A 21631-nucleotide genomic window follows, 5' to 3' on the forward strand; every position below is an offset into this window, starting at 1 on the left:
GGTGCCTCGTGCGGGGGCGCCGCGGGGCCACAATCGGACCGTGAACTGGCGGCGCGGTTAACACGCGCATCGGCCCGCGTCATCCATCGCGCCCGCCCGGCGCCGCTTCGAAAACGGGGTCCTGCGGCTCGATTGACAGGGGCTGGGGCCGCGACTAACGGGCCCGTCTTCCGAAGACAGCAGAGACGACGAGGTGTCCGCCCGTGGCCCGACCCGAACTTGGCATGAAGCGCCAATGCCTAAGTTGCGGCGCGAAGTTCTACGACCTCGCCCGCGATCCCGCCACCTGCCCGAAATGCGGCGCGGTCTACCAGGCGGCGGCGAGCCGCGTGCCGGCGCCCGCTTTGGCGCGGGGGCCTGAGGCCGACGACGAGGATGAGACGGACGAGAAGGGTCCGGAGCTGGTCTCGCTCGACGAGGTCGAGGCCGCCGAGGACGAGGCGGATCCCACGCCCGAGGACGAGGCCGGCGACGAGGACGGCGAATCCGCCGAGGACGACACCTTCCTTGAGGAGGAGGATTCCGGCGACGACGTCTCCGACCTGATCGACGGCGATATCGAAACTGACGAAGAGAGCTGAATCCCGTCCGCGCCGTCCCTTCGAAGACCCTGCGCGGAGTCGGAGAGGGGCCGGCGTCCCGGCGAAGAATCCCGAAAAAAAGGGGTTGAGTCCGCGTCACGAGCCGCCTATAGAACCGGCGTCGCCGGACGCAACCCGGACGGCGAGACCCCGCGGGACCCAAACCGCGGCGGACAAGTGGGGCCTTAGCTCAGCTGGGAGAGCGCTTCCATGGCATGGAAGAGGTCATCGGTTCGATCCCGTTAGGCTCCACCATTCTTCCTTCAGCGTGATGCGGCCGGTCCAGTCCGGCCCCGCTGGGAAACTCTAAAAACTCCTATCCAGCCAACGACCGGCTCACCGGGTCAGGTGCCCGAGCGGCAGCGCCGTCGTGTACTTCACCTGGCCGAGCGCGAAGCTGGAGCGGATATTGGCCACCCCCGGGATGCGGGTGAGGTGGTCCAGCACCAGCCGCTGGTACTGGCCGAGATCCTCCACCACGACCCGCAGCATGTAGTCGGCCTCGCCGCTCATCAGGTAGCATTCCATCACCTCCGGGCGGCTGCGCACCGCCTCGTCGAAGGCCTGGAGGGCGGCCTGGGTCTGCTTCTCCAGGGAGACGTGGACGAAGACGTTCACCGCGAGCCCGAGGCTCATCGGATCCACCACCGCGACGCAGCCCCGGATGATCCCGGCCTCCTTCAGGTCGTTGACCCGGCGCCAGCACGGCGAGGTGGACAGCCCGACCTGCTCGGCAAGGTCGGCGATGCTGATCTCGCTGTCCTGCTGCAGGCGTTCGAGGATGCGCAAGGAGGCGGCGTCGAGATGGGCCGGTCGGGAGACCATTGTTTCGCGCTCCGGTTTGCGATCGGCATAGCATGCCGCCAATCGCTGGATGACAGGAAAGTTTTGGCGCCGATCGATGCTGGCACCTCTTTTCGCCATGCGCCCATCGTCATTGCGAGCGCAGCGAAGCAACCCAGAACAGCGCGCGATCTCCAACCGTGGCGGCTCCCTAGGTCGTTTCGCTGCGCGCGCAATGACGGTGAGGGACGGACTAACCGGACGACCCATCGGAGTCAGGAGGAGGCGACGTCACGCGCAACGGTATGATCAACCGCATTCCCAGGACAACCCGGCAAAATATGCCAATTTTCGCGCGGCAATAACAAAACTTCGGCATGTCGCCCCGTGCGGCAAACCGTATGCTCCGATCAAAAGCTGGGAGCCGCGCCGATGAACGCCATACCGCCGAGGACGACGATCGCGCGGTCCGCCGAGGTCGATCACGATCCGGCCGAGACCCAGGATTGGCTGGCGGCGCTCGAATCGCTGTTCCGCAATGAGGGCGCGGCCCGGGCGCGGTTCATCCTCGACCGGCTGGAGCGGCGCTCGAAGGAGATCGGCATCCTCGACGAGGCGCTGCCCTACTCGCCCTACCGGAACACGGTTCCCCTGGAGAAGCAGCCGCGCTACCCGGGCGACCTCGACATTGAGGAGCGGCTCACCTCGATCATGCGCTGGAACGCGCTCGCCATGGTGGTGCGCGCCAACATGGCCTACGGCGAGCTCGGCGGGCACGTAGCGAGCTACGCCTCGGCGGCGGAGCTGTTCGAGGTCGGGTTCAACCACTTCTTCAAGGGCGGCCCGGACGGCGACCTCGTCTACTTCCAGCCACATTCGGCGCCGGGCGTCTACGCCCGCGCCTTCCTGGAGGGGCGGCTCTCCGAGGAGCAGCTGAAGCATTACCGCCAGGAGATCGCCGGCGACGGCCTCTGCTCCTATCCCCATCCCTGGCTGATGCCGGATTTCTGGCAGGTGCCGACCGGCTCGATGGGCATCGGCCCGATCCACGCGGTCTATCAGGCGCGGTTCATGCGCTATCTCGGCCATCGCGGCCTTGCCGACACCTCGGCCCGGCACGTCTGGGGCGTGTTCGGCGACGGCGAGATGGACGAGCCGGAATCGATCGGCGGCCTGGCGCTCGCCGCGCGGGAGAAGCTCGACAACCTCACCTTCGTCATCAACTGCAACCTGCAGCGGCTGGACGGCCCGGTGCGCGGCAATGGCCAGATCATCCAGGAGCTGGAGAGCCTGTTCCGCGGCGCGGGCTGGAACGTCATCAAGGTGCTGTGGGGCTCCGAGTGGGACGCGATCTTCGCCCGCGACACCAACCACGCCCTGCTGCGCCGCTTCGCCGACACCGTGGACGGCAAATACCAGACGCTCGGCGCCAAGGACGGCGCCTACAACCTCGCCCACTTCTTCGGCGAGGACGAGGAGGTCCGCGAGTTGGTCGCCCACATGTCGGATGCCGACGTGGACCGGCTGAAGCGCGGCGGCCACGATTTCCGCAAGCTCTACGCTGCCTTCGCCGCCGCCAAGGCCACTAAGGGCCGGCCGACCGTGATCCTGGCCAAGACCAAGAAGGGCTACGGCATGGGCGGCGCGGGCGAGTCGCGCATGACCGCCCACCAGGCGAAAAAACTCGACGTGGATGCGCTCCGCGCCTTCCGTGACCGCTTCGCCCTGCCGCTCTCCGACGCGCAGGTGGAGGGGCTGGCCTTCTACAAGCCGGCCGAGGACGGCGCCGAGATGCGCTACCTGCGCGAGCGCCGCGAGACGCTGGGCGGCGTGCTGCCGGCCCGCCGCCGCACCGCGCCGACCGTGACGGTGCCGCCGCTCTCGACCTATGCGGGCTTCGCCCTGGAGGCGGCCGGCAAGGAGATGTCGACCACCACCGCGGTGGTCCGGCTGTTCGGCAACCTGCTCAAGCACAAGGATCTCGGGCCGCGGGTCGTCCCGATCGTCGCCGACGAGGCGCGCACCTTCGGCATGGCCAACCTGTTCCGGCAGGTGGGGATCTACGCCCCCGAGGGGCAGCTCTACGAGCCGGAGGATGCCGGCTCGATGCTGTATTACCGCGAGGCCCGGGACGGGCAGCTGCTGGAGGAAGGCATCACCGAGGCCGGGGCGATCTCGTCCTGGACCGCGGCGGCCACGTCCTACAGCGTCCACGGCCTGTCGATGCTGCCGTTCTACATCTACTACTCGATGTTCGGCTTCCAGCGGGTCGGCGACCTGATCTGGGCGGCGGCCGACCAGCGGGCCCGCGGCTTTTTGATCGGCGCCACGGCCGGGCGGACCACGCTCGGCGGCGAGGGCCTGCAGCACCAGGACGGCTCGAGCCACCTCGCCGCCGCCGGGATCCCGAACTGCCGGGCCTACGATCCGGCCTTCGCCTACGAGATGGCGGTGATCGTCGATCGCGGCGCGCGGGCGATGATGGAAGAGGGCGAGGACGCCTTCTACTACCTCACCGCCATGAACGAGAATTACGCCCAGCCCTCCATGCCGGAGGGGTCTGAGGCCGGCATCCTCAAGGGGATGTACCGCCTGTCGGGGCCGGATGCGGCTCCCGCGGCGGTGCGGCTGCTGGGCTCTGGCGCGATCCTGCCCGAGGTGATCGCGGCGGCCGGCCTGCTGGCGCAGGATTGGGGGATCGCCGCCGAGCTGTTCAGCGTCACCAGCTTCAGCGAGCTGGCCCGCGACGCCCGCGAGGCCGAGCGCCAAGCGATGCTCCACCCGGAGGCCGAGGCGCCGGTGAGCCACGTCGCCGCCCTGCTGCCGGGCACGGCGCCGGTCGTGGCGGCCACCGACTACGTCCGGGCCTATCCGCAGCTGATCGCCTCCTATGTCGGGGCGCGGTTCGTGACGCTGGGCACCGACGGGTTCGGCCGCAGCGACACCCGCAACGCGCTCCGCCGCTTCTTCGAGGTGGACCGCCAGCACGTGGTGGTCGCCGCCCTGCACGCGCTCGCCGAGGCCGGCACGGTGCCCCGCGCCACGGTCGCCGAGGCGATCCGGCGCTACGGGATCGACGCGGACACGCCGGCGCCCTGGACGATCTGAGACATCCAGCCCGCACCCTCATCCTGAGGTGGCGCAGCGAAGCGGAGCCCTCGGGGGAGCCCTCCAGCCGGGCGCGCGATCCCTGGAGCCCTCCTTCGAGGCTGCTGCGCAGCACCTCAGGATGAGGGTGTGGGTGGGGGATCCCCCGGAAATCCCAAACGCTTCGCGAGGCCCGACCACGGACCTCGCCCCGAAAAAAAACCCGTCCGCCCGAGACAAGCCACGGAAACCCGCCCGCATGAGCGCCGCGCTGCAGATCGCCCTCCCGGATATCGGCGACTACCGGGACGTGCCGGTGATCGAACTCCTGGTGAAGCCGGGTGACCGCCTCGCCGTCGACGACCTGATCCTCAGCATCGAATCCGACAAGGCGACCATGGAAGTCCCCTCCCCGGTGGCCGGCACCGTGCGGGAATTGCTGGTCGCGGTGGGCTCGAAGGTCTCGGAGGGCACGCCGATTCTTTTGGTCGAGCCTGCGGAGGGCGGCGAGGCAGCCGCCGCGCCTCTCCCTCCCCCCTCTGCGGGGGAGGGTACCCTGCGAAGCGGGGGGGGAGAGGGGCAGCGCGACGGTGCGGTTCTCACACCTGTCGCCACTCTTCCGGATACGGCGCTCCCCTCTCCCGACCCCCTTCGGGGGCCACCCTCCCCCGCAGAGGGGGGAGGGAGCGCGCGTGGCAATTCCGGAGCGGGCCTTCCCCCGGCCCAGCCGTCGAATGACGATCAGCGTCCCGTCACGTCGGGCGACGTCCATGCCAGCCCGTCAGTGCGCCAGCTCGCCCGCGAGCTCGGGATCACCCTCGACCGGGTGCCCGCCACCGGCCCCAAGGGGCGGATCCTGCGGGAGGACCTGCACGCCTTCGTCAAGGCCGCGCTCCAGACCCCGGCCCAGGCGCCCGCCGCGTCGTCCGGCATCGGCGCCGGCCTGCCGCCCTGGCCGCAGGTGGACTACGAAAAATTCGGCCCGGTGCGGCGGGAGCCGCTGTCGCGGATCCAGACCATCTCCGGGGCCAATCTCAGCCGCAACTGGCTGACGATCCCGCACGTGACCAATTTCGACCGGGCCGACGTCACCGAGATCGAGGCGTTCCGGGTCGGGCTCAACACGGAGACGCGCACGCCGCCGGCGCGGGTCACCATGGTGGCCTTCCTGATCAAGGCCGCCGCCCTGGCCCTGAAGGCCTATCCGCGCTTCAACACCTCCCTGGAGGGCGCCGACCTCGTCCTGAAGGACTACGTCCATATCGGTTTCGCCGTGGACACCCCGAAGGGCCTGATGGTGCCGGTGGTGCGCGATTGCGACCGCAAGGGCCTGATCGAGATCGCCACCGAGATGGCTTCGCTCGCCGACAAGGCGCGGGCGGGCAGCCTCTCGGGCGCGGACATGCAGGGCGGGTGCTTCTCGGTGTCCTCGCTCGGCGGCATCGGCGGCGACGGCTTCACCCCGATCATCAACGCCCCCGAGGTCGCGATCCTGGGGGCGGCGCGCTCGCGGACGGAGGCGGTCTGGGACGGCCAGGCGTTCCGGCCGCGGCTGATCCTGCCGCTCAGCCTCTCCTGGGACCACCGGGTCGTGGACGGCGTCGCCGCCGCCCGCTTCCTCGGCCACATCGCTTCGGTCCTGTCGGACCTGCGCCGGGCGCTGCTGTGACAGCGATGGCGGATGCGCGACGCGCCTTCCTGTGCGGGCTCGCGCATCGCCACATCGTCGGACCTAGCGTGGGTCCCCTCCCCGCACGGGAGAGGGCGCGCGTCGCGCCTCCGGAGAGACGTGGGCGCACCGCCTCGTCCTCTGTCGGGGCGTGAAAGCCCTGACAACCTCGATGCCTGCCGCCCATCCCCCTCGACTGTGATCGCCGCCGCCATGCCCGAGACCCGCGAGATCCGCGTCCCTGATATCGGCGACTTTTCCGGCGTGCCGGTGATCGAGATCCCGGTGGCGCCGGGGGACGCCGTCGCCCGCGACCAGACCCTGCTCGTCGTCGAATCCGACAAGGCGACCCTCGACATCCCCTCGCCCGTCGCCGGCCGGCTGGTGGAGATGCTGGTCGGCCTCGGCGACACCGTCTCGGCCGGGACGCTGATCGCCCGGGTCGCCGTGGAGACGGAGACGGCGGCGCCCGTCGCGGCCCCCGCCGACGCGCCGACGGAGGAAGCCTGCGACGTGCTGGTGATCGGCGGCGGCCCCGGCGGCTACGCGGCGGCGTTCCGGGCCGCGGATCTCGGGCAGCGCGTGATCCTGATGGAGCGCGAGGCGACGCTGGGCGGCGTCTGCCTGAATGTCGGCTGCATCCCCTCGAAGGCGCTGCTGCACGTCGCCGCCGTGACGGAGGAGGCCGGACGGCTCGCCGCCCACGGGATCAGCTTCGGCGCGCCCACGATCGACCTCGACAAGCTGCGGGCGTTCAAGGCCGGCACCGTGCGGCGCCTGACCGACGGGCTCACCCAGATGGCCCGCCAGCGCAAGGTCGAGGTCGTGCGCGGCACCGCGCGCTTCACCGGCGCGAACGCGGTGTCGGTGGCAATGCAGGCGGGCGGCAGCCGCGCCGTCGGATTCCGAAGCGCCATCGTGGCGGCGGGCTCGTCGCCGGTCAGCCTGCCGATGCTGCCCGAGGATCCGCGGATCGTGAATTCCACGGGGGCGCTGGAGCTGCCCTTCGTGCCCCGGCGCCTGCTGGTGATCGGCGGCGGCATCATCGGCCTGGAGATGGCGACGGTCTACAGCGCGCTCGGCGCCCGGGTCGACGTGGTCGAGCGCCTGCCGAACCTCCTGGAGGGGGTGGACCGGGACCTCGTGGCGGTCTGGACCAAGCGCAACGGCCACCGGTTCGACCGGATCCGCACCGGTGCCGAGGTCGTCTCGGCAACCGCCACCCCGGAGGGCATCGCCGTGACGCTCGCCGGCGAGGCGGAGCCGCAGGTCTACGACCTCGTGCTCCAGGCGGCGGGGCGGCGCCCGAACGGCGACGCGCTGGGCCTCGACGCGGCCGGTGTCACGGTGGAGCGCGGCTTCGTGCCGGTGGACGCGCAGATGCGGACCAATGTGCCCCACATCCTGGCGGTGGGCGACCTCGTCGGGCAGCCGATGCTCGCCCACAAGGCGGTGCACCAGGGCCACGTCGCCGCCGAGGTGGCCGCCGGGCACAGAGCGGGGTTCGACGCGGCGGTGATTCCGTCGGTGGCCTATACCGATCCCGAGATCGCCTGGGCCGGCCTCACCGAGACCGCCGCCGAGGCCGCCGGCCGGGCGGTCGAGGTGGCGCGCTTCCCCTGGGCGGCCTCGGGCCGGGCCATCGCCAACGGCGCCGATTACGGCCTGACCAAGCTGCTGTTCGACGCGCAGACCAAGCGCATCGTCGGCGGCGCCATCGTCGGCCCGAGCGCGGGCGACATGCTCGGCGAGATCGTGCTCGCCATCGAGATGGGCGCGGACGCCGCCGATATCGGCCGCACGATCCACCCGCACCCGACGCTCGGCGAGACCATCGGGCTCGCCGCCGAGGCCGCGCTCGGCCTCTGCACCGACCTGCCGCCCATCCGGCGCTGAAGGGGATGCCGGTTCGGCGCGAGCGGGCGCGTCGGATCACGCGCCCATGTCGGGCCCGACACGGGTGACGCCCTCGACCCCGCGACGCGGTTTGGATAAACCGTCCGGCGTGAGGCCGGGGACGGCTCGGCTGCGCCGGCCCGTCTTCAGAAGAACAGGACGCCTCCACCCCGGGGGGATTCGGGCCGAGACGATGCGGTGTGCCGAATTAGCCGTTCCGGGACGTTCCGATGCCAAAGCTCACCTTCACGGCGCTTGATCCGCGGGCGGTCAAACGCTGCGTCGCCTTCCTGGTCCGGCGCGACTGGGCACTCCATCTCGGCCTCGCGGCAGCGCTGGCGGGGATCCCGATGAGGCCGTCGGCCGTCGCGGCCGAGGCGCCGGCCGCCGCCCAGCCGCAGGCCGCCCTGATCGCCTCCCTGCAGAGCCGCGTGCTGGCGGCCCACAGCGCGACCCTTGCCCTGGAAAGCTGGTGCGCCGACCACAAGCTCGCCGGCGACCCCCATCTCGTCGCCCGCCGCATGGACGTGGCCGACAAGCCGCTCAGCGCCGCGCAGCGGGCCCGCCTGGCGATCGGCCCGGACGAGCCGGTGCGCTACCGCCGGGTCCGCCTGGCCTGCGGCGACCGGGTCCTGTCGGAGGCCGACAATTGGTACGTCCCGGCGCGCCTGACGCCCGAGATGAACGCCACCCTGGACGGCACCCGCACCCCGTTCGGGCGGGTCGTGCGACCGCTGGAGCCGACCCGGCGGACGATCGAGGTCCGCCCGTTCCCGCAGGCCGCGGCGCCCGGCCCCGACGACAAGCTGTTCGAGATCGACGCGGTGCTCTCCACCGGGGCCGGCCAGCCGTTCTGCGAGGTCGCCGAAACCTATCTGGGCGGTGCGCTGCCGGAAGCTTCGCGGTAAGAGAGCGGCGAGGATTGGTCTTGAGAGGATTGCGGATGGGATCGACGCTGCGTCGGACGGTCTTGGCTGTGCTGGTGACGGTGCCGTTCGGCGGCCCAGCCTTCGCGGCCGACCCGGCCGGACTCTGGCTGACCGAGACCGGCAGCTCCCGGGTGAAGATCACCCCCTGCGGCGGCGGCTATTGCGGCACCATCGTCAGCGCCCCCGGCAAGGCGCTCGACGCCAAGAACCCGGACCCGGCCCTGCGCAACCGCAGCGTCGTGGGCGTGCAGATCCTCAACGCCCAGCAGGCGGACGGGTCGAGCTTCACCGGCTCGCTCTACAACCCGAACGACGGGAAGACCTATTCGGGCTCGCTGCGGCTGACCGGCCCGAACGCGCTCGAGGTCTCGGGCTGCGTGATGAGCGTGTTCTGCAAGCGCCAGACCTGGACCCGGGTGAACTGACCAAACGCGTGGCGGCGCGCCCCGCGGCGAGAACCTAGGCCAACCCCAAGCGCGCCTCGCTCCGCCCTCTGCGGGGGCGGGAAAGCGCGGATTGGCCTCCGCGAGACTTCTCGTGCGGCCGAGAACCATCCGGATCGCGTTCCGTGAATCCGCTGGCCCGCACGGGAGAAGGCACCCACGCTTCGACCGGATCGATGCAGATCCGCGCGCGAGGAGGGTCAGGGCGGGCAGCTTGGTACATCCCGCCGGGCAGATCCGAAGGGCCGCGTCGGTAACGCCGCGGCCCACCCGTGAACGCGTCAGGCCGCCGCGGTCAGCGCCTGCTCGATCGCATCGAGCGCCGCCTCGGCGCAGGCGCCGTTGGGGCCGCCGGCCTGGGCCATGTCGCGGCGGCCACCGCCGCCCTTGCCGCCGAGCGCGCCGGCCCCCGCGCGGACCAGCCCGACCGCGTCGTAGCGGCCGGTCAGGTCCTCGGTGACGCCGACCACCAGGCCGGCCTTGCCGTCGGCCGAGACACCGACGATCGCCACGATGCCGGAGCCGAGCCGCTTCTTCTCCTCGTCGATGATCGGCTTGAGGTCGCGCATGTCGAGCCCCTCGACCACCGAGCGCCGGAACGCCACGCCGCCGACCTCGCTCTGGCGGGCGTTCGAGCCCGATCCGGTCTCGCCGCCCATGGCGAGCTTGCGGCGGGTGTCGGCGAGCTCCCGCTCGAGCCGGCGCTTCTCCTCCATCAGGGCCGTGAGGCGGTCCGGCGCCTCCGAGACCGGGGCCTTCAGGATCCCGGCCAATGCTGCCAGGGTGTGGGCCTCCTCGGCTCGGTGGTGACGCGCCGCGTCGGCGGTGAGCGCCTCGATCCGGCGTACGCCGGCCCCGACCGCGCTCTCGCCGACGATGCTGATCGTTCCGATATCGCCGGTGCGCGCCGCATGGGTGCCGCCGCAGAGCTCGATGGAGAAGTTCTTCAGCCGGCCCCGATCGGTCTCAGCGCCGTCCGCATCGACCGGCAGGCCCATGGAGACGACCCGGACCTCGTCGCCGTATTTCTCGCCGAACAAAGCCCGGGCTCCGGACGCGATGGCGTCGTCCACGGCCATCAGCTTGGTCACCACCGGGCCGTTCTGGAGCAGCACCGCGTTGGCGATGTCCTCGACGCGAGCGAGCTCGTCCGCCTCGATCGGCTTGGGGTGGCTGATATCGAAGCGCAGCCGGTCGGGGCTGACCAGCGAGCCCTTCTGGGCGACGTGGTCGCCGAGCACCTGCCGCAGGGCCTCGTGCAGGAGGTGGGTGGCCGAGTGGTTGGCCCGGATCGCCTTGCGGCGGGCATGGTCGATCTTCAGCTCCACCGGCTGGTCGAGGCTGAGAATCCCCTCCTCCACGCTGACATGGTGGACGAACAGGTCGCCGAGCTTCTTCTCGGTGTCGGTGACGCGGGCGCGCAGGCCGGCGCTCAGGATCAGGCCGGTATCGCCGACCTGGCCGCCGGATTCCGCGTAGAACGGCGTCTGGTTGACCAGGACGAGGCCGGTCTGACCGGCCTCCAGGCTCGTCACCTCGGCGCCGTCGCGCAGCAGCGCGGTGACGATGCCCTCGGCGGCCTCGGTCTCGTAGCCCAGGAACTCGGTGGCGCCGACGCGCTCGCGGATGCCGAACCAGACCGTCTCGGTGGCGGCCTCGCCGGAGCCCTTCCAGGCCTCGCGCGCCGCCTGCTTCTGGCGCTGCATCGCGGCGGTGAACGCCTCCGTGTCGACCCCGATGCCCCGGGCCTTGAGGGCGTCCTGGGTGAGGTCGAGGGGGAAGCCGTAGGTGTCGTAGAGGGTGAAGGCGGTCTCGCCCGAGAGCTTGTCGCCCGACTTGAGGTCGCGGCTCTCCGAATCGAGGATCGACAGGCCCCGCTCCAGGGTACGGCGGAAGCGGGTCTCCTCCAGCTTCAGGGTCTCGCCGATCAGCGCCTCGGCGCGCATCAGCTCGGGATAGGCCTGGCCCATCTCGCGCACCAGGGTCGGGACGAGGCGGTACATGGTCGGCTCGCGGGCGCCGAGGATCTCGGCATGCCGCATGGCGCGGCGCATGATCCGGCGCAGCACGTAGCCGCGGCCCTCGTTGCCCGGCAGCACGCCGTCGGCGACCAGGAAGGACGAGGCGCGCAGGTGGTCGGCGATCACCCGGTAGGAGGCCATGGTGGCGGGCTCGGGCGCCCGCGAGACCGCATGCGCCACGGCATCGATCAGCGCCTTGAACAGGTCGGTGTCGTAGTTGGAATGGACGCCCTGGAGGATCGCCGCCATGCGCTCCAGGCCCATGCCGGTATCGATCGAGGGCCGCGGCAGCGGGTTGCGCACGCCGGGCTCCAGCTGCTCGTATTGCATGAACACGAGGTTCCAGAACTCGAGGAAGCGGTCGCCATCCTCGTCCGGGGAACCGGGCGGGCCGCCCTGGAGCGCCGGGCCCTGGTCGATGAAAATCTCCGAGCACGGGCCGCAGGGGCCGGTATCGCCCATCTGCCAGAAATTGTCGGAGGTCCCGATCCGGATGATCTTGTCGTCGGAGAAGCCGGCGATCTTTTTCCACAGGTTCGCGGCCTCGTCGTCGTCGGCATAGACGGTGACGAGCAGCCGGTCGGGCTTGAGGCCGAATTCCTTGGTGATCAGCGTCCAGGCCAGTTCGATCGCCCGGTCCTTGAAGTAGTCGCCAAACGAGAAGTTGCCGAGCATCTCGAAGAACGTGTGGTGGCGCGCGGTGTAGCCGACATTGTCGAGGTCGTTGTGCTTGCCGCCGGCGCGCACGCATTTCTGCGCTGTGGTCGCCCGATCGTAGGCGCGCTTCTCGACACCGGTGAAGACGTTCTTGAACTGCACCATGCCGGCGTTCGTGAACATCAGCGTGGGATCGTTCTTCGGAACGAGGCTCGAGGAGGGCACGGCCTCGTGTCCCGCACGCGCGAAGTAGTCGAGGAAGGTCGACCGGATCTCGTTGACGCCGCTCATCGGGGCAGAACTCTAAGCAGGGCTCAAGGGACTGGGCCGTCACCCGTTTCAGGCGGGGCCCGCATGCCGCCCTCTTAGAGCCGTTCCCGATCGCGTAGCAATCGCGAAGGGCGGCAAGGCCTTGCAAGGCCTTGGATGAGACGGGCTACGGATCCGCGGCGTACGCTCGCAGAAGGCGATCCAGCCCGGGGTGCCGACACGCCTGCCGCGAAATCTCCCCGGCCCGCCCCACGGTCGCCACAAGCACGGCCGTGTTGTCGCCACATCTGTCAAGCGATGGTGTGTCCGTGGCGCCATCAAGGGCGCGTGAGGAATCGGGTACACGATGCAGGGCCGCACGGTCGGATCGCCGAGGAACGTCACGGGTCAGCAGGGCCGGTTCGGGTCCGGCCGCGCCGATGCCATCACCGCACAGCCGATGGTCGGCCGCGCCCACGGGAGCGTCCCGGCGCTGGCCCGCTCGCTGCTCACCGTCTCGCTGATCGCCGGCGGCCTCAGCGCCGCCCTGATCGGGTCGGGGGTCGATCTCGGCAAGGTCGGGCTGAACCAGGCGGTCTCGTCGGCGCAGGCCGCCACCGAATTGCCGATGCCGCGCCCGCGGATCCATACCGTGGCGCTGAGCGAAGAGATCGAGCGTACGCCGCTGCGCGCCTCGGCGAGCTTCGCGGCCGTCCACGACCTCGACACCGCCGTCGGCTCGAACGGCGTCGACCGCGTCTCCTACGATTTCCTGCTCTCGGAGAGCGCCGGCGGCGACCCGAACGACATCCTCGAATTCGGCCCGATGAAGATCCGGCGCCACTTGGTGCAGACGATCGTGCGCGCCGCCCAGGCGGTCCAGACCGACCCGGTCCTGCTGATGGCAGTGGCCGACAAGGAATCGAGCTTCGTCACCGCGGTCCAGGCCAAGACCTCCTCGGCCACCGGCCTCTACCAGTTCATCGAGCGCACCTGGCTCGGCGTGGTGCGCGACTTCGGCCCGAAATACGGGCTTGAGAAGGAGGCTGCCCTGGTCTCCTCGGATGCCAACGACCGGCCGGTGATCACCGATGCCGCCGAGCGCACCCGGGTGCTCGAGCTGCGCCGCGACCCCTATCTCTCGGCCCTGATGGCCGGCGAGATGCTGAAGCGCGATGCCGGGCGCATCGCCCAGCGCATCGGCCGCGACCTCACCCTCGGCGAAGTCTACCTCGCGCACTTCCTGGGCGTGGACGATGCCGGCGAGTTCCTGGCCAACGTCGTGAACAAGCCGGCCGCCGCCGCGGCCGCGCTACTGCCCGGCCCGGCCCGGGCCAACCGCTCGATCTTCTTCGCGGCCGGGCGCTTCGTCGGCCGCGGCCGGCACCGCAAGCCGGCGAGCCTCTCGGTGGCCCAGGTCCACGAGAAGTTCGAGGCAATGATGAGCACCCGCGGCACCCGCTACCAGAACGTCCGGGCGGTGTCCGGCATCATGGCCTACGCGGATGCCGAGAGCGGCGTCGCCACGCAGTAACGCCTGAGCGAGCGGGCCGCCAATTCGCGGCTCCGCGCGCAACCCCCCGCGACCTGCCGACGTTCGTCCACAAGCGCCGCGTCCGCGTGGCCTGATACGGAGATTTCGGGGGACGTTCTTGAGAAAGCCTCTGTCGAGCGCAGGCACGCCGCTCACCGAAACGCTCTCGCCGAGCATCCCGCTCGACCAGATCGGCCAGACGCTCGCCTCGATCTACGACGATCTCGTCTCCGAAGGCGTGCCGGAGCATCTCGCCGCCCTGGTGCGCCGGGTCCGGCAGAGCGAGGCCGAGCCCGCCGCGCCGCACCCGGCCCAGCCCGCGGCGACCGAGGCCGTGGCGCAGCGCCTCGCCCTTGTGGTCGAGGACGATCCGCAGATCCGCGCGCTGGCCGAAACCCTGCTCGAGGAGACCGAGCTCGACGTGGTCGGCTGCGACAGCGCCGAGGCGGCGCTCGCCGTCCTGCAGGCGCGCGGCGGCGACGTGGCCCTGGTCTTCGCCGATGTGCGGCTCGCCGGCGAGATGGACGGGCTCCAGCTCGCCCGGGCGGTGGCGACCCTGTGGCCCCGGGCGCGGCTGGTGGTAACCTCCGGCCACGGGATCCGGCGTCCGGAGCTGCCGAGCGAGGCCGTGTTCATCGCCAAGCCCTGGCGGCCCTTCGACGTGCTGGTCGAGGCCGAGCGGGCGACGACCGATCCGGCGCCGCCCGTCACCTGATGCCGCAGCCGCGCCGTCGGGCCCGGCCCTTGCATTGAGGGTCGGGACATCGGCGCGAGCCCGGAGCCCCTGAGTTTGCCGATCCTGTCCGTCCGTCACCGCACGGTCTACCGGTACCGGCGTCCGGTCGCCTTCGGCGAGCACCGGATCATGTTCCGGCCCCGGGACAGCTACGACCAGCGGCTGATCGAGGCCTCGCTGGAGATCACGCCCGAGCCCGCCGCCTTGCGGTGGATGTTCGACGTGTTCGGCAATTGCGTCGCGGTGGCGACCTTCGGGGTCCGGGCCGAGACCCTCACCTTCGCGTGCGGCATCACCCTCGACCACACGCCCGAACACGCGCCGGTCTTCCCGCTGGCGCCGCACGCCACGCATTACCCGTTCGGCTACGGGGCCGAGGACATGCCCGACCTGTCCCGGTCGATCGAGCGGCAATGGCCCGACCCGCGCCACGAGGTCGATGCCTGGGCGCGCAGCTTCATCCCGAGCGAGGGTCGGATCCCGACCCAGGAGCTGCTCGCCGACATGACCCGCAGCGTGCGGGCGAACTTCACCTATCTGGCCCGTTCCGAGAAGGGCGTGCAGGAGCCGCTGACGACGCTGCGCAGCAAGCGCGGCTCGTGCCGCGACTTCGCGGTGCTGATGATGGAGGCGGTGCGGGCGCTCGGCATGGCCGCCCGGTTCGTCTCCGGATACCTATACAACCCGCGCAACGACCGGGCCCGCCATGTCGGCGGCGGCTCGACCCATGCCTGGCTGCAGGTCTACCTGCCGGGCGCCGGCTGGATCGAGTTCGACCCGACCAACGGGATCGTCGGCAATCGCGACCTGATCCGTGTGGCGGTGGCCCGCGATCCGGCCCAGGCGGTGCCCCTGCACGGCTCCTTCTTCGGCCTGGCCAGCGACGACCTCGGCATGCGGGTGGACGTCGATGTCGTCGAGCTGCCTGACGAGCGGGCAAAAACACGCGGAATTGAGGCTCATCCGCCAATAGTGGCGCGTTGAGACCTGAAAACCGGACTGAGCTGCGGGGCGACCCGCCGGGGCGAGAGGATACAGGTGGCCGCGATGAAGATCAGGACCGGATACGACATCGCCTTCAGCCTGACTCAGCCGACGCCGATGATCCTGATGCTGAGCGTCCACCCGTCGCGGATGGCCGACCTGCTGACCCCGCAGGTCATCAACTTCGACCCGTGGATCCCGGCGCACGCGTACCGGGACGTCTACGACAATGTCTGCCACCGCATCGTCGCGCCGCCGGGCCTGCTGACGATCTCGGCCGATTTCACGATCCAGGATTCCGGCCTGCTCGACGAATATGCCCCCGACGCCCGGCAGATTCCCGTGCAGGACCTGCCGGACGACGTGATGGTCTACCTGCTGGGGTCCCGCTACTGCGACACCGACAAGCTCTCGCAGACCGCCTGGTCCCTGTTCGGCGGCACGCCGGAGGGCTGGGCGCGGGTCCAGGCAATCGTCGCCTACACGCACGAGCGCATCCGGTTCGACTACCAGCGCGCCGACGCCACCCGCACCGCCCATGACGGCTTCATGCAGCGCGAGGGCGTCTGCCGGGACTTCGCGCATCTCGCGGTGGCGTTCTGCCGGTGCATGAACATCCCGGCGCGCTACGCCACCGGCTATCTCGGCGATATCGGCGTGCCGAAGGACCCGGCGCCGATGGATTTCTCGGCCTGGTTCGAGGTCTACCTGGAGGGCCCGGACGGCCCGCGCTGGTATACGTTCGACGCCCGGCACAACCGCCAGCGGATCGGCCGGATCGTCATGGCCCGCGGCCGTGACGCCACCGATTGCGCGATCTCGACGAATTTCGGCTACGCCCACCTGGCGCGCTTCGATGTCCATACCGACGAAGTCGCCTGACGGCGCGGTTTGGATCGCGCAGGATGGTTACCAGCATTCGCACCGGATCGATGCAACACCGGGGGTCCGGCGCTGGGCACGCGCAAACCCGCTTACGTATTCCAGCGCCAGCCAAAATCTTCTTCGCGGCGTGGAACTGCCAACCTATGCTCACGCTTGTAATAGCAAAGGTTATTGCACAGGCAGGCTCACCATGAAGACCTCGGCCACCGCGCTCGCGGCGCTCCTCGCCGCAACTGTTCTTGCCGCTGCGCCGGCGCTGGCAGCTCCCGCCTACGACCCGTTCGGCGAGAACGGCGCCGAGGAGTATTATTCGGATCCGGGCCAGTACGGCTATCAGGGCACCCCGGGCTACGGCCAGGGCGTGCAGGACGCGCCGCAGGCGCAGGTCCAGCCGATCCCGCGCGAGATCGTTGCGTTCAACGGTCCCTACGCGCCGGGCACGATTGTGGTCTCCACCGCCGAGCGCCGCCTGTACTTCGTGCTCGGCAACGGCGAGGCGATCCGCTACGGCGTCGGCGTCGGCCGTCCGGGCTTCAGCTGGAGCGGCAGCAACAAGATCACCGCCAAGCGCGAGTGGCCGTCCTGGACGCCCCCGAAGGCCATGATCGCCCGCCGCCCCGACCTGCCGCGGTACATGGCCGGCGGCATCGAGAACCCGCTGGGCGCCCGCGCCATGTATATCGGCAACACCGAGTACCGCATCCACGGCTCCAACGAGCCGGACACGATCGGCCAGGCGGTCTCCTCGGGCTGCATCCGCATGACCAACGACGACGTCACCGATCTGTACGAGCGGGTTAAGGTCGGCGCCAAGGTCGTCGTGCTGAACTGAGCCGACCGCACCTGGGACCTCAGTGGCTGTTTCCACTCTCAGGTTGAGCGTGGTGGAGCCAAGCGCATAATGTTTTTCGAGCAAGAAGCCGGCCGGTCATGAAGATGACCTGCCGGCTTCTTTGTTAGTGAGCACCGTAGAGGTCTGCGGGTACGCCCAAGCAATCACCCCGTCATTCCGGGGCGCCGGAGGCGAGCCCGGAATGACGGGGTGGCGGTTCGGGCGGACGCTCGCATCATGACAAGGCAGCGGACCGGCGACGCCATTAGAAATCGAAACGGCATCTGTGGCATCCGACCTCTGCCCGCCGCGATCTCCCGACTTCGGTCGTCGAGGGCGGTGAACGGAGCGGGGATCAACGGAGCTAGTCGGCGTCCAGGATCGGTCGCCGCACGGGAACGTCGAAATAGGTCCGGTCGAGGTCGATCTCGAAATCGCACGCGTCGAACCTCAGGACATCGTCTGGCGCAGTCAAAACATCGAGGCGCCACCCCTCGTCGGTCCGCTCGTAGTGTTCGACGCGCATCTGGTCCTGGTAGATCAGAGCGATGTGGCGCAGCGTCGGCAGGGACTTGTAGAACTTGAGCTTGCCGCCCCTGTCATAGTCCATCGTCGAGGGCGACAGCACTTCGACCACGACGAGCGGATCGGTGAGGTAAGTCTGGTTCTGCCGCGGACCGCAGCGGACGACGATATCGGGTTTTGTCTTGTCCTTGCCCCGGCTGTCGCTTGAACGCTGGACGCGCATGCCGCCCTGATAGCTCCGGCATCCGGCGGCATCCATTGCGAGTTTAAGCGGCGCGCCGACGTTTCCGGCGATCTGCTCATGGTTCTCGGTCGGATTGCTCATCATCACGAGCTCACCGTCCACGAGTTCCCATTCGCGGTCGTCGTGCTGCGCCTCCACGAACCGGTCGTAGTCGGCAATCGTCAGAGGATGAGGCTGGTGGGCAGCGTCGGCCATGAAGCCCTCCGTCTCCACGGGACTACATCATCGGCGTGAAAGCCCATAGAGCCTCGGCGTCGGACTGTGCCTACCGCGGCCCGCCGCCTCGCCGCATCGCGACCTCCTGGCCCTGGCTGTCGAGCGCGCCGGACGGGGCGAGGTTCTCGTTCGGCACCGGGTTCATTCCGGCATTGGCGGTGCGCGAGGCCGGGCGCCCGGCGGTGCGGTCGCCGGCCGCCTGCTTCAGGGCCAGGGCCCGGCGCGACGTCGCGACCAAGCTTCCGCGGGCCTGCGCGTTCCGGCGCCGCTCGCTCTCCTTGCTGGCGCGCTTCACCGCGGCCGCGAGCAGCGCCGCCTTCTGGCGGGTACCGGTATTGCCGGTGGCCGGGCGTGCGCCGGAGGGCGCCGCCTTGCCGCGCAGCTCCCGGCGCTGACGTCGGGAGACATCCCGGGCGCGGTCCCGGCGCTCGCGCAGCCGGGTAATCAGCTCGGCCAGGCCGGTATCGTCGGCCTCGCGCAAGCTCGGGTGATGGGAGCGGGCGACGAGGTCGGCCTCGTCGGCGCTGAGCAGGCGGGCTTCCTGGCGGCTCGATACGGACATGGGCACTCCGGGCTGGGGGTGGAAACGGGAAACGGTCAATCGGCGGCGAGTTCCGGGACCCGGCGCAGCGCCGTCTCGCGCAGGGAGCGGTCGGCGTAGGTGCCCTGCACCGCGGCGCGGCCGCCATGCTCGAACAGGTCGAGCATCAGGGCGCTGTGGATGAAGCCGAGATGGCTGAAGGCCTGCGGGAAATTGCCCAGGAAGGTGCCGTCCTCGGCCGCCTCCTCGGCGTAGAGCCCGACATCGTTCTGCAGGGCCCGCAGGGCGTTGAAGCGGGTCCGTGCCTCCTCCTCGCGGCCGAGCCAGAGCAGGGCATCGACCAGCCAGAAGGCGCAGAGCAGGAACGTGCCCTCGTGGCCGGGCAGGCCGTCATCGTTCCGGTAGCGGTAGACGAGGTGGCCGCGGCCGAGGCGCTCGATCACGACATCCACGGTGCGGGCGAAGGCGGCCTCGTCCACGGGGAAGCCGACCATCGGGACCATCAGCAGGGCGGCATCGACATCGTCGCCGCCGAGATATTGCGGGTAGTAGCCGTCCCGGTGGATGCCCTCGCGGTTCACGCAGGCAACGATCCGGTCGCGCTCCCGGCACCAGTTCTCCCGCGGGCCGAACAGGCGGATCGCCCGGTCGAGGGCGACCCAGTTCATGATCGCGGCGTGCAGGTAGCGCTGCTCGGGCTTGCGCGGCTCCCACAGGCCGGCATCCGGCTTGTGCCAATGCGCGGCCGAGATGTCGGCGAGCCGGGCGCCATGGCCCTGCATCGCCTCCGGCAGCGTGCCGCCGAGCCGCGTGTAGAGGTAGAGCAGGTCGAGCACCTGGCCGTAGGCGTCGGCCTGGTGCTGCTCGGCGGCCTCGTTGCCGGCCCGCACCGGCGCGCTGCCGCGCCAGCCCTCGAAATGCGCGATGGTGGTCTCGCTGAGGTCGCCCTCCCCCGCGACGCTGTAGAGCGGCCGCAGCCGGCCCTCGGCCCGCTCGCACAGGTCGGTGACGAAGCCGAAGAACGCCTCGGCCTCGCGCAGCATCCCGAACTTCTTCAGGACGTAGAAGGACAGGCAGGCGTCGCGGATCCAGCAGAACCGGTAATCCCAGTTGCGGATGCCGCCGATCTCCTCCGGCAGCGAGGTCGTGGCGGCCGCGACGATCGCCCCGGTCGGCGCGTAGGTCAGCGCCTTCAGGACCAGGGCCGAGCGGATCAGCTCGTCGGCGAGCGGCCCGGTATAGGCCGCATCCTGCGTCCACAGCACCCAGGCCTTGCGGGTCCGCTCCATCAGGGTGCGGGTATCCGGCGGCGCATTCGGCAGCGTGTCGGTGTAGAGGCTGAAGCTGCGCTCCTGGCCGGCCGCCAGGGTAAAGCGGACGGTGGCGCCATCCCCGTCCGGGGCCAGGGCGACGTCGGCGAGGAGGCTCGGGCATCCCGGCGTCACGACCCGGCCACCGTCGATCGCCGGCCGGGCGAAGCGCTCGGCGAAGCCCGCGAGCGGCCGGTACGCGACCACCATCGGGACCTGGCCGGACATGCCGCTGACCCGCCGCACCAGGCGCGGCCGGTCCGGCCCGCCCTCCGGCCCGACCATGAAATCGTGCAGGGTGACGAAGCCGTCCTGGGTGGTGAAGGTGGTCTCCAGGATGTTGCTGCGGCTCAGATATTGCCGCGTCGTCTCGTACCGGCCCGCCGGGCGGATGGTGAAATGGCCGCCGCGCCGCCGGTCGAGCAACCGCGAGAAGGTCGGCTCGGCATCGAAGCGCTCGAGGCAGGCCCAGTCGATCGACCCGTCCCGGGCCACCAGGGCGCAGCCCTCGCAATTGCCGATGAGGGCATAGGCTTCGATCGGCTGGTAGGGGCGCTCGCCCGGATCTGACATCGATTCTCCTGTGTTCAGGCGCCGAGCCGGAAGGCCGGCTCCAGAAGGCCGCGGGCGCCGACATCGACTAGGAAGGTCCGCCCGTGCTCGGGATCGGCGGCGCGCGCGGCCGCATCCATGCCCTCGTAGGCGGAGGTGACCAGCAGCCGGTCGAGATCGCGGCCCGCGAAGGTCGGGCAGGTCGGCTGCCGCACCGGGACCGGTACGGTGCGGACCCGCTCGCCGTCGGGATTGTAGGCGTCGAGGCAGGCAGCGCCGAACCGGGCGGTCCAGATCAGGCCCTCGGCGTCCACCGCGGCGCCGTCGATGCCGCCCTCGCCGCCGCGATGGTCGAAATGGGTCGCGGGCGGGCCGCTCGGCAGTCCGGTCCTCGGATCGAGGGGGACGCGGCGCAGCACGCCCTCGTCGGTGTCGACGAAGTAGCCGGTGGCGCCGTCCGGGGAGAAGCTGATCCCGTTCGGGACGGTCAGGCCACCGAACAGGCGCCGCACCCGGGTGCCGGCGACGTGATAGATCGAGCCGCGCCCCTTGGCGGCGTCCCGGTCCATGGTGCCGATCCAGAGGGCGCCGCTCGGATGGACGCGGCCGTCATTGGAGCGATTGCCCTTCAGCTCCTCCTCGAGCGGGCACAGCACCCGGATGTCGCCATCGCGGATCGCCCGGACATAGAGGCCGTCCTCGGCCGCGAGCAGCTGGTGGAAGCCGTCGATCGCGGCCACGTCGCTGACCTGGAACGGCAGGACGTGGACCAGCGCCTTGCGGGATCCGGCGACCGGCTTCTCGAACAGGCGGGCCTCCAGGATATCGACCCACCACGCCGTGTCCGTGCGCGGATCGTAGCTCGGTCCCTCACCGAGATGGCAGCGGACCTGGCTCAGAACACAGGCGTCGTACGAACAATCCAAATGACCAATCCCGTTGGTGCCGATCAGACGT

17 protein-coding genes and 1 tRNA gene are annotated in these 21631 nt (G+C 70.3%); 12 read left to right on the top strand and 6 right to left on the bottom strand.

Going from position 1 to position 21631, the window contains the following annotated elements:
- Nucleotides 1-203 precede the first annotated feature (203 nt).
- A complete protein-coding gene (locus tag BMZ47_RS14525; protein ID WP_091863171.1) occupies nucleotides 204-581 on the top strand; it encodes a TIGR02300 family protein in 378 nt (125 codons plus the stop codon).
- A 179-nt stretch (nucleotides 582-760) separates the two neighbouring features.
- Nucleotides 761-836: transfer RNA gene (locus BMZ47_RS14530), tRNA-Ala, on the top strand.
- Between the two features lie 81 nt (nucleotides 837-917).
- Here BMZ47_RS14530 and BMZ47_RS14535 read toward each other — a convergent pair.
- Nucleotides 918-1406 carry an Lrp/AsnC family transcriptional regulator gene (locus tag BMZ47_RS14535; protein ID WP_007564896.1) on the bottom strand — a complete coding sequence of 163 codons (489 nt, stop codon included), beginning with the start codon at nucleotides 1404-1406 and terminating at the stop codon, nucleotides 918-920.
- Between the two features lie 390 nt (nucleotides 1407-1796).
- Here BMZ47_RS14535 and mdeB point away from each other — a divergent pair, with 390 nt between their 5' ends.
- The 5 genes from mdeB (at nucleotide 1797) to BMZ47_RS14560 (ending at nucleotide 9370) form a co-directional block, all read left to right on the top strand.
- The gene (gene mdeB, locus BMZ47_RS14540) at nucleotides 1797-4472 is read left to right on the top strand and encodes an alpha-ketoglutarate dehydrogenase (protein ID WP_091863172.1); all 2676 of its coding nucleotides are present in this window, start codon (nucleotides 1797-1799) and stop codon (nucleotides 4470-4472) included.
- Between the two features lie 238 nt (nucleotides 4473-4710).
- Nucleotides 4711-6120, top strand: a complete 1410-nt coding sequence (locus BMZ47_RS14545; protein WP_091863173.1) for a 2-oxo acid dehydrogenase subunit E2 — start codon at nucleotides 4711-4713, stop codon at nucleotides 6118-6120.
- 213 nt (nucleotides 6121-6333) lie between these two features.
- Nucleotides 6334-8016, top strand: a complete 1683-nt coding sequence (gene lpdA / locus BMZ47_RS14550) for a dihydrolipoyl dehydrogenase (RefSeq protein ID WP_091863296.1) — start codon at nucleotides 6334-6336, stop codon at nucleotides 8014-8016.
- Between the two features lie 230 nt (nucleotides 8017-8246).
- Nucleotides 8247-8924, top strand: coding sequence for a hypothetical protein (locus BMZ47_RS14555; RefSeq protein ID WP_091863174.1), 678 nt, complete (start codon nucleotides 8247-8249; stop codon nucleotides 8922-8924).
- Nucleotides 8925-8959: 35 nt separating this feature from the next.
- A complete protein-coding gene (locus BMZ47_RS14560; protein ID WP_091863175.1) occupies nucleotides 8960-9370 on the top strand; it encodes a DUF2147 domain-containing protein in 411 nt (136 codons plus the stop codon).
- 299 nt (nucleotides 9371-9669) lie between these two features.
- Here BMZ47_RS14560 and alaS read toward each other — a convergent pair whose 3' ends face one another.
- Nucleotides 9670-12357, bottom strand: a complete 2688-nt coding sequence (gene alaS, locus BMZ47_RS14565) for an alanine--tRNA ligase (RefSeq protein ID WP_091863176.1) — start codon at nucleotides 12355-12357, stop codon at nucleotides 9670-9672.
- 325 nt (nucleotides 12358-12682) lie between these two features.
- Here alaS and BMZ47_RS14570 point away from each other — a divergent pair, with 325 nt between their 5' ends.
- The 5 genes from BMZ47_RS14570 to BMZ47_RS14590 all read left to right on the top strand — a co-directional run bounded on the left by BMZ47_RS14570 (nucleotide 12683) and on the right by BMZ47_RS14590 (nucleotide 17286).
- Complete coding sequence (locus tag BMZ47_RS14570) at nucleotides 12683-13849, top strand: transglycosylase SLT domain-containing protein (protein WP_007564882.1); 1167 nt, start codon at nucleotides 12683-12685, stop codon at nucleotides 13847-13849.
- Nucleotides 13850-14024: 175 nt separating this feature from the next.
- The gene (locus tag BMZ47_RS14575; protein WP_091863297.1) at nucleotides 14025-14564 is read left to right on the top strand and encodes a response regulator; all 540 of its coding nucleotides are present in this window, start codon (nucleotides 14025-14027) and stop codon (nucleotides 14562-14564) included.
- Nucleotides 14565-14639: 75 nt separating this feature from the next.
- Nucleotides 14640-15569, top strand: coding sequence for a transglutaminase family protein (locus BMZ47_RS14580; protein WP_091863177.1), 930 nt, complete (start codon nucleotides 14640-14642; stop codon nucleotides 15567-15569).
- A gap of 63 nt (nucleotides 15570-15632) precedes the next feature.
- Nucleotides 15633-16451 carry a transglutaminase-like domain-containing protein gene (locus BMZ47_RS14585; RefSeq protein ID WP_091863298.1) on the top strand — a complete coding sequence of 273 codons (819 nt, stop codon included), beginning with the start codon at nucleotides 15633-15635 and terminating at the stop codon, nucleotides 16449-16451.
- 193 nt (nucleotides 16452-16644) lie between these two features.
- On the top strand, nucleotides 16645-17286 hold the full coding sequence (locus BMZ47_RS14590; protein ID WP_091863178.1) for a L,D-transpeptidase: 642 nt from the start codon (nucleotides 16645-16647) through the stop codon (nucleotides 17284-17286).
- A gap of 364 nt (nucleotides 17287-17650) precedes the next feature.
- Here BMZ47_RS14590 and BMZ47_RS14595 read toward each other — a convergent pair whose 3' ends face one another.
- The 4 genes from BMZ47_RS14595 to BMZ47_RS14610 form a co-directional block, all read right to left on the bottom strand.
- Nucleotides 17651-18250 carry a Uma2 family endonuclease gene (locus tag BMZ47_RS14595; RefSeq protein WP_091863299.1) on the bottom strand — a complete coding sequence of 200 codons (600 nt, stop codon included), beginning with the start codon at nucleotides 18248-18250 and terminating at the stop codon, nucleotides 17651-17653.
- Between the two features lie 70 nt (nucleotides 18251-18320).
- Nucleotides 18321-18833, bottom strand: a complete 513-nt coding sequence (locus BMZ47_RS14600; RefSeq protein ID WP_091863179.1) for a hypothetical protein — start codon at nucleotides 18831-18833, stop codon at nucleotides 18321-18323.
- A gap of 35 nt (nucleotides 18834-18868) precedes the next feature.
- A complete protein-coding gene (locus tag BMZ47_RS14605; RefSeq protein ID WP_091863180.1) occupies nucleotides 18869-20695 on the bottom strand; it encodes a glycoside hydrolase family 15 protein in 1827 nt (608 codons plus the stop codon).
- A gap of 14 nt (nucleotides 20696-20709) precedes the next feature.
- A complete protein-coding gene (locus BMZ47_RS14610; protein WP_091863181.1) occupies nucleotides 20710-21600 on the bottom strand; it encodes an SMP-30/gluconolactonase/LRE family protein in 891 nt (296 codons plus the stop codon).
- Between the last annotated feature and the right edge of the window lie 31 nt (nucleotides 21601-21631).

The sequence above is a fragment of the Methylobacterium brachiatum genome (assembly GCF_900113845.1).
GTDB classification, from domain to species: Bacteria; Pseudomonadota; Alphaproteobacteria; order Rhizobiales; family Beijerinckiaceae; genus Methylobacterium; species Methylobacterium brachiatum.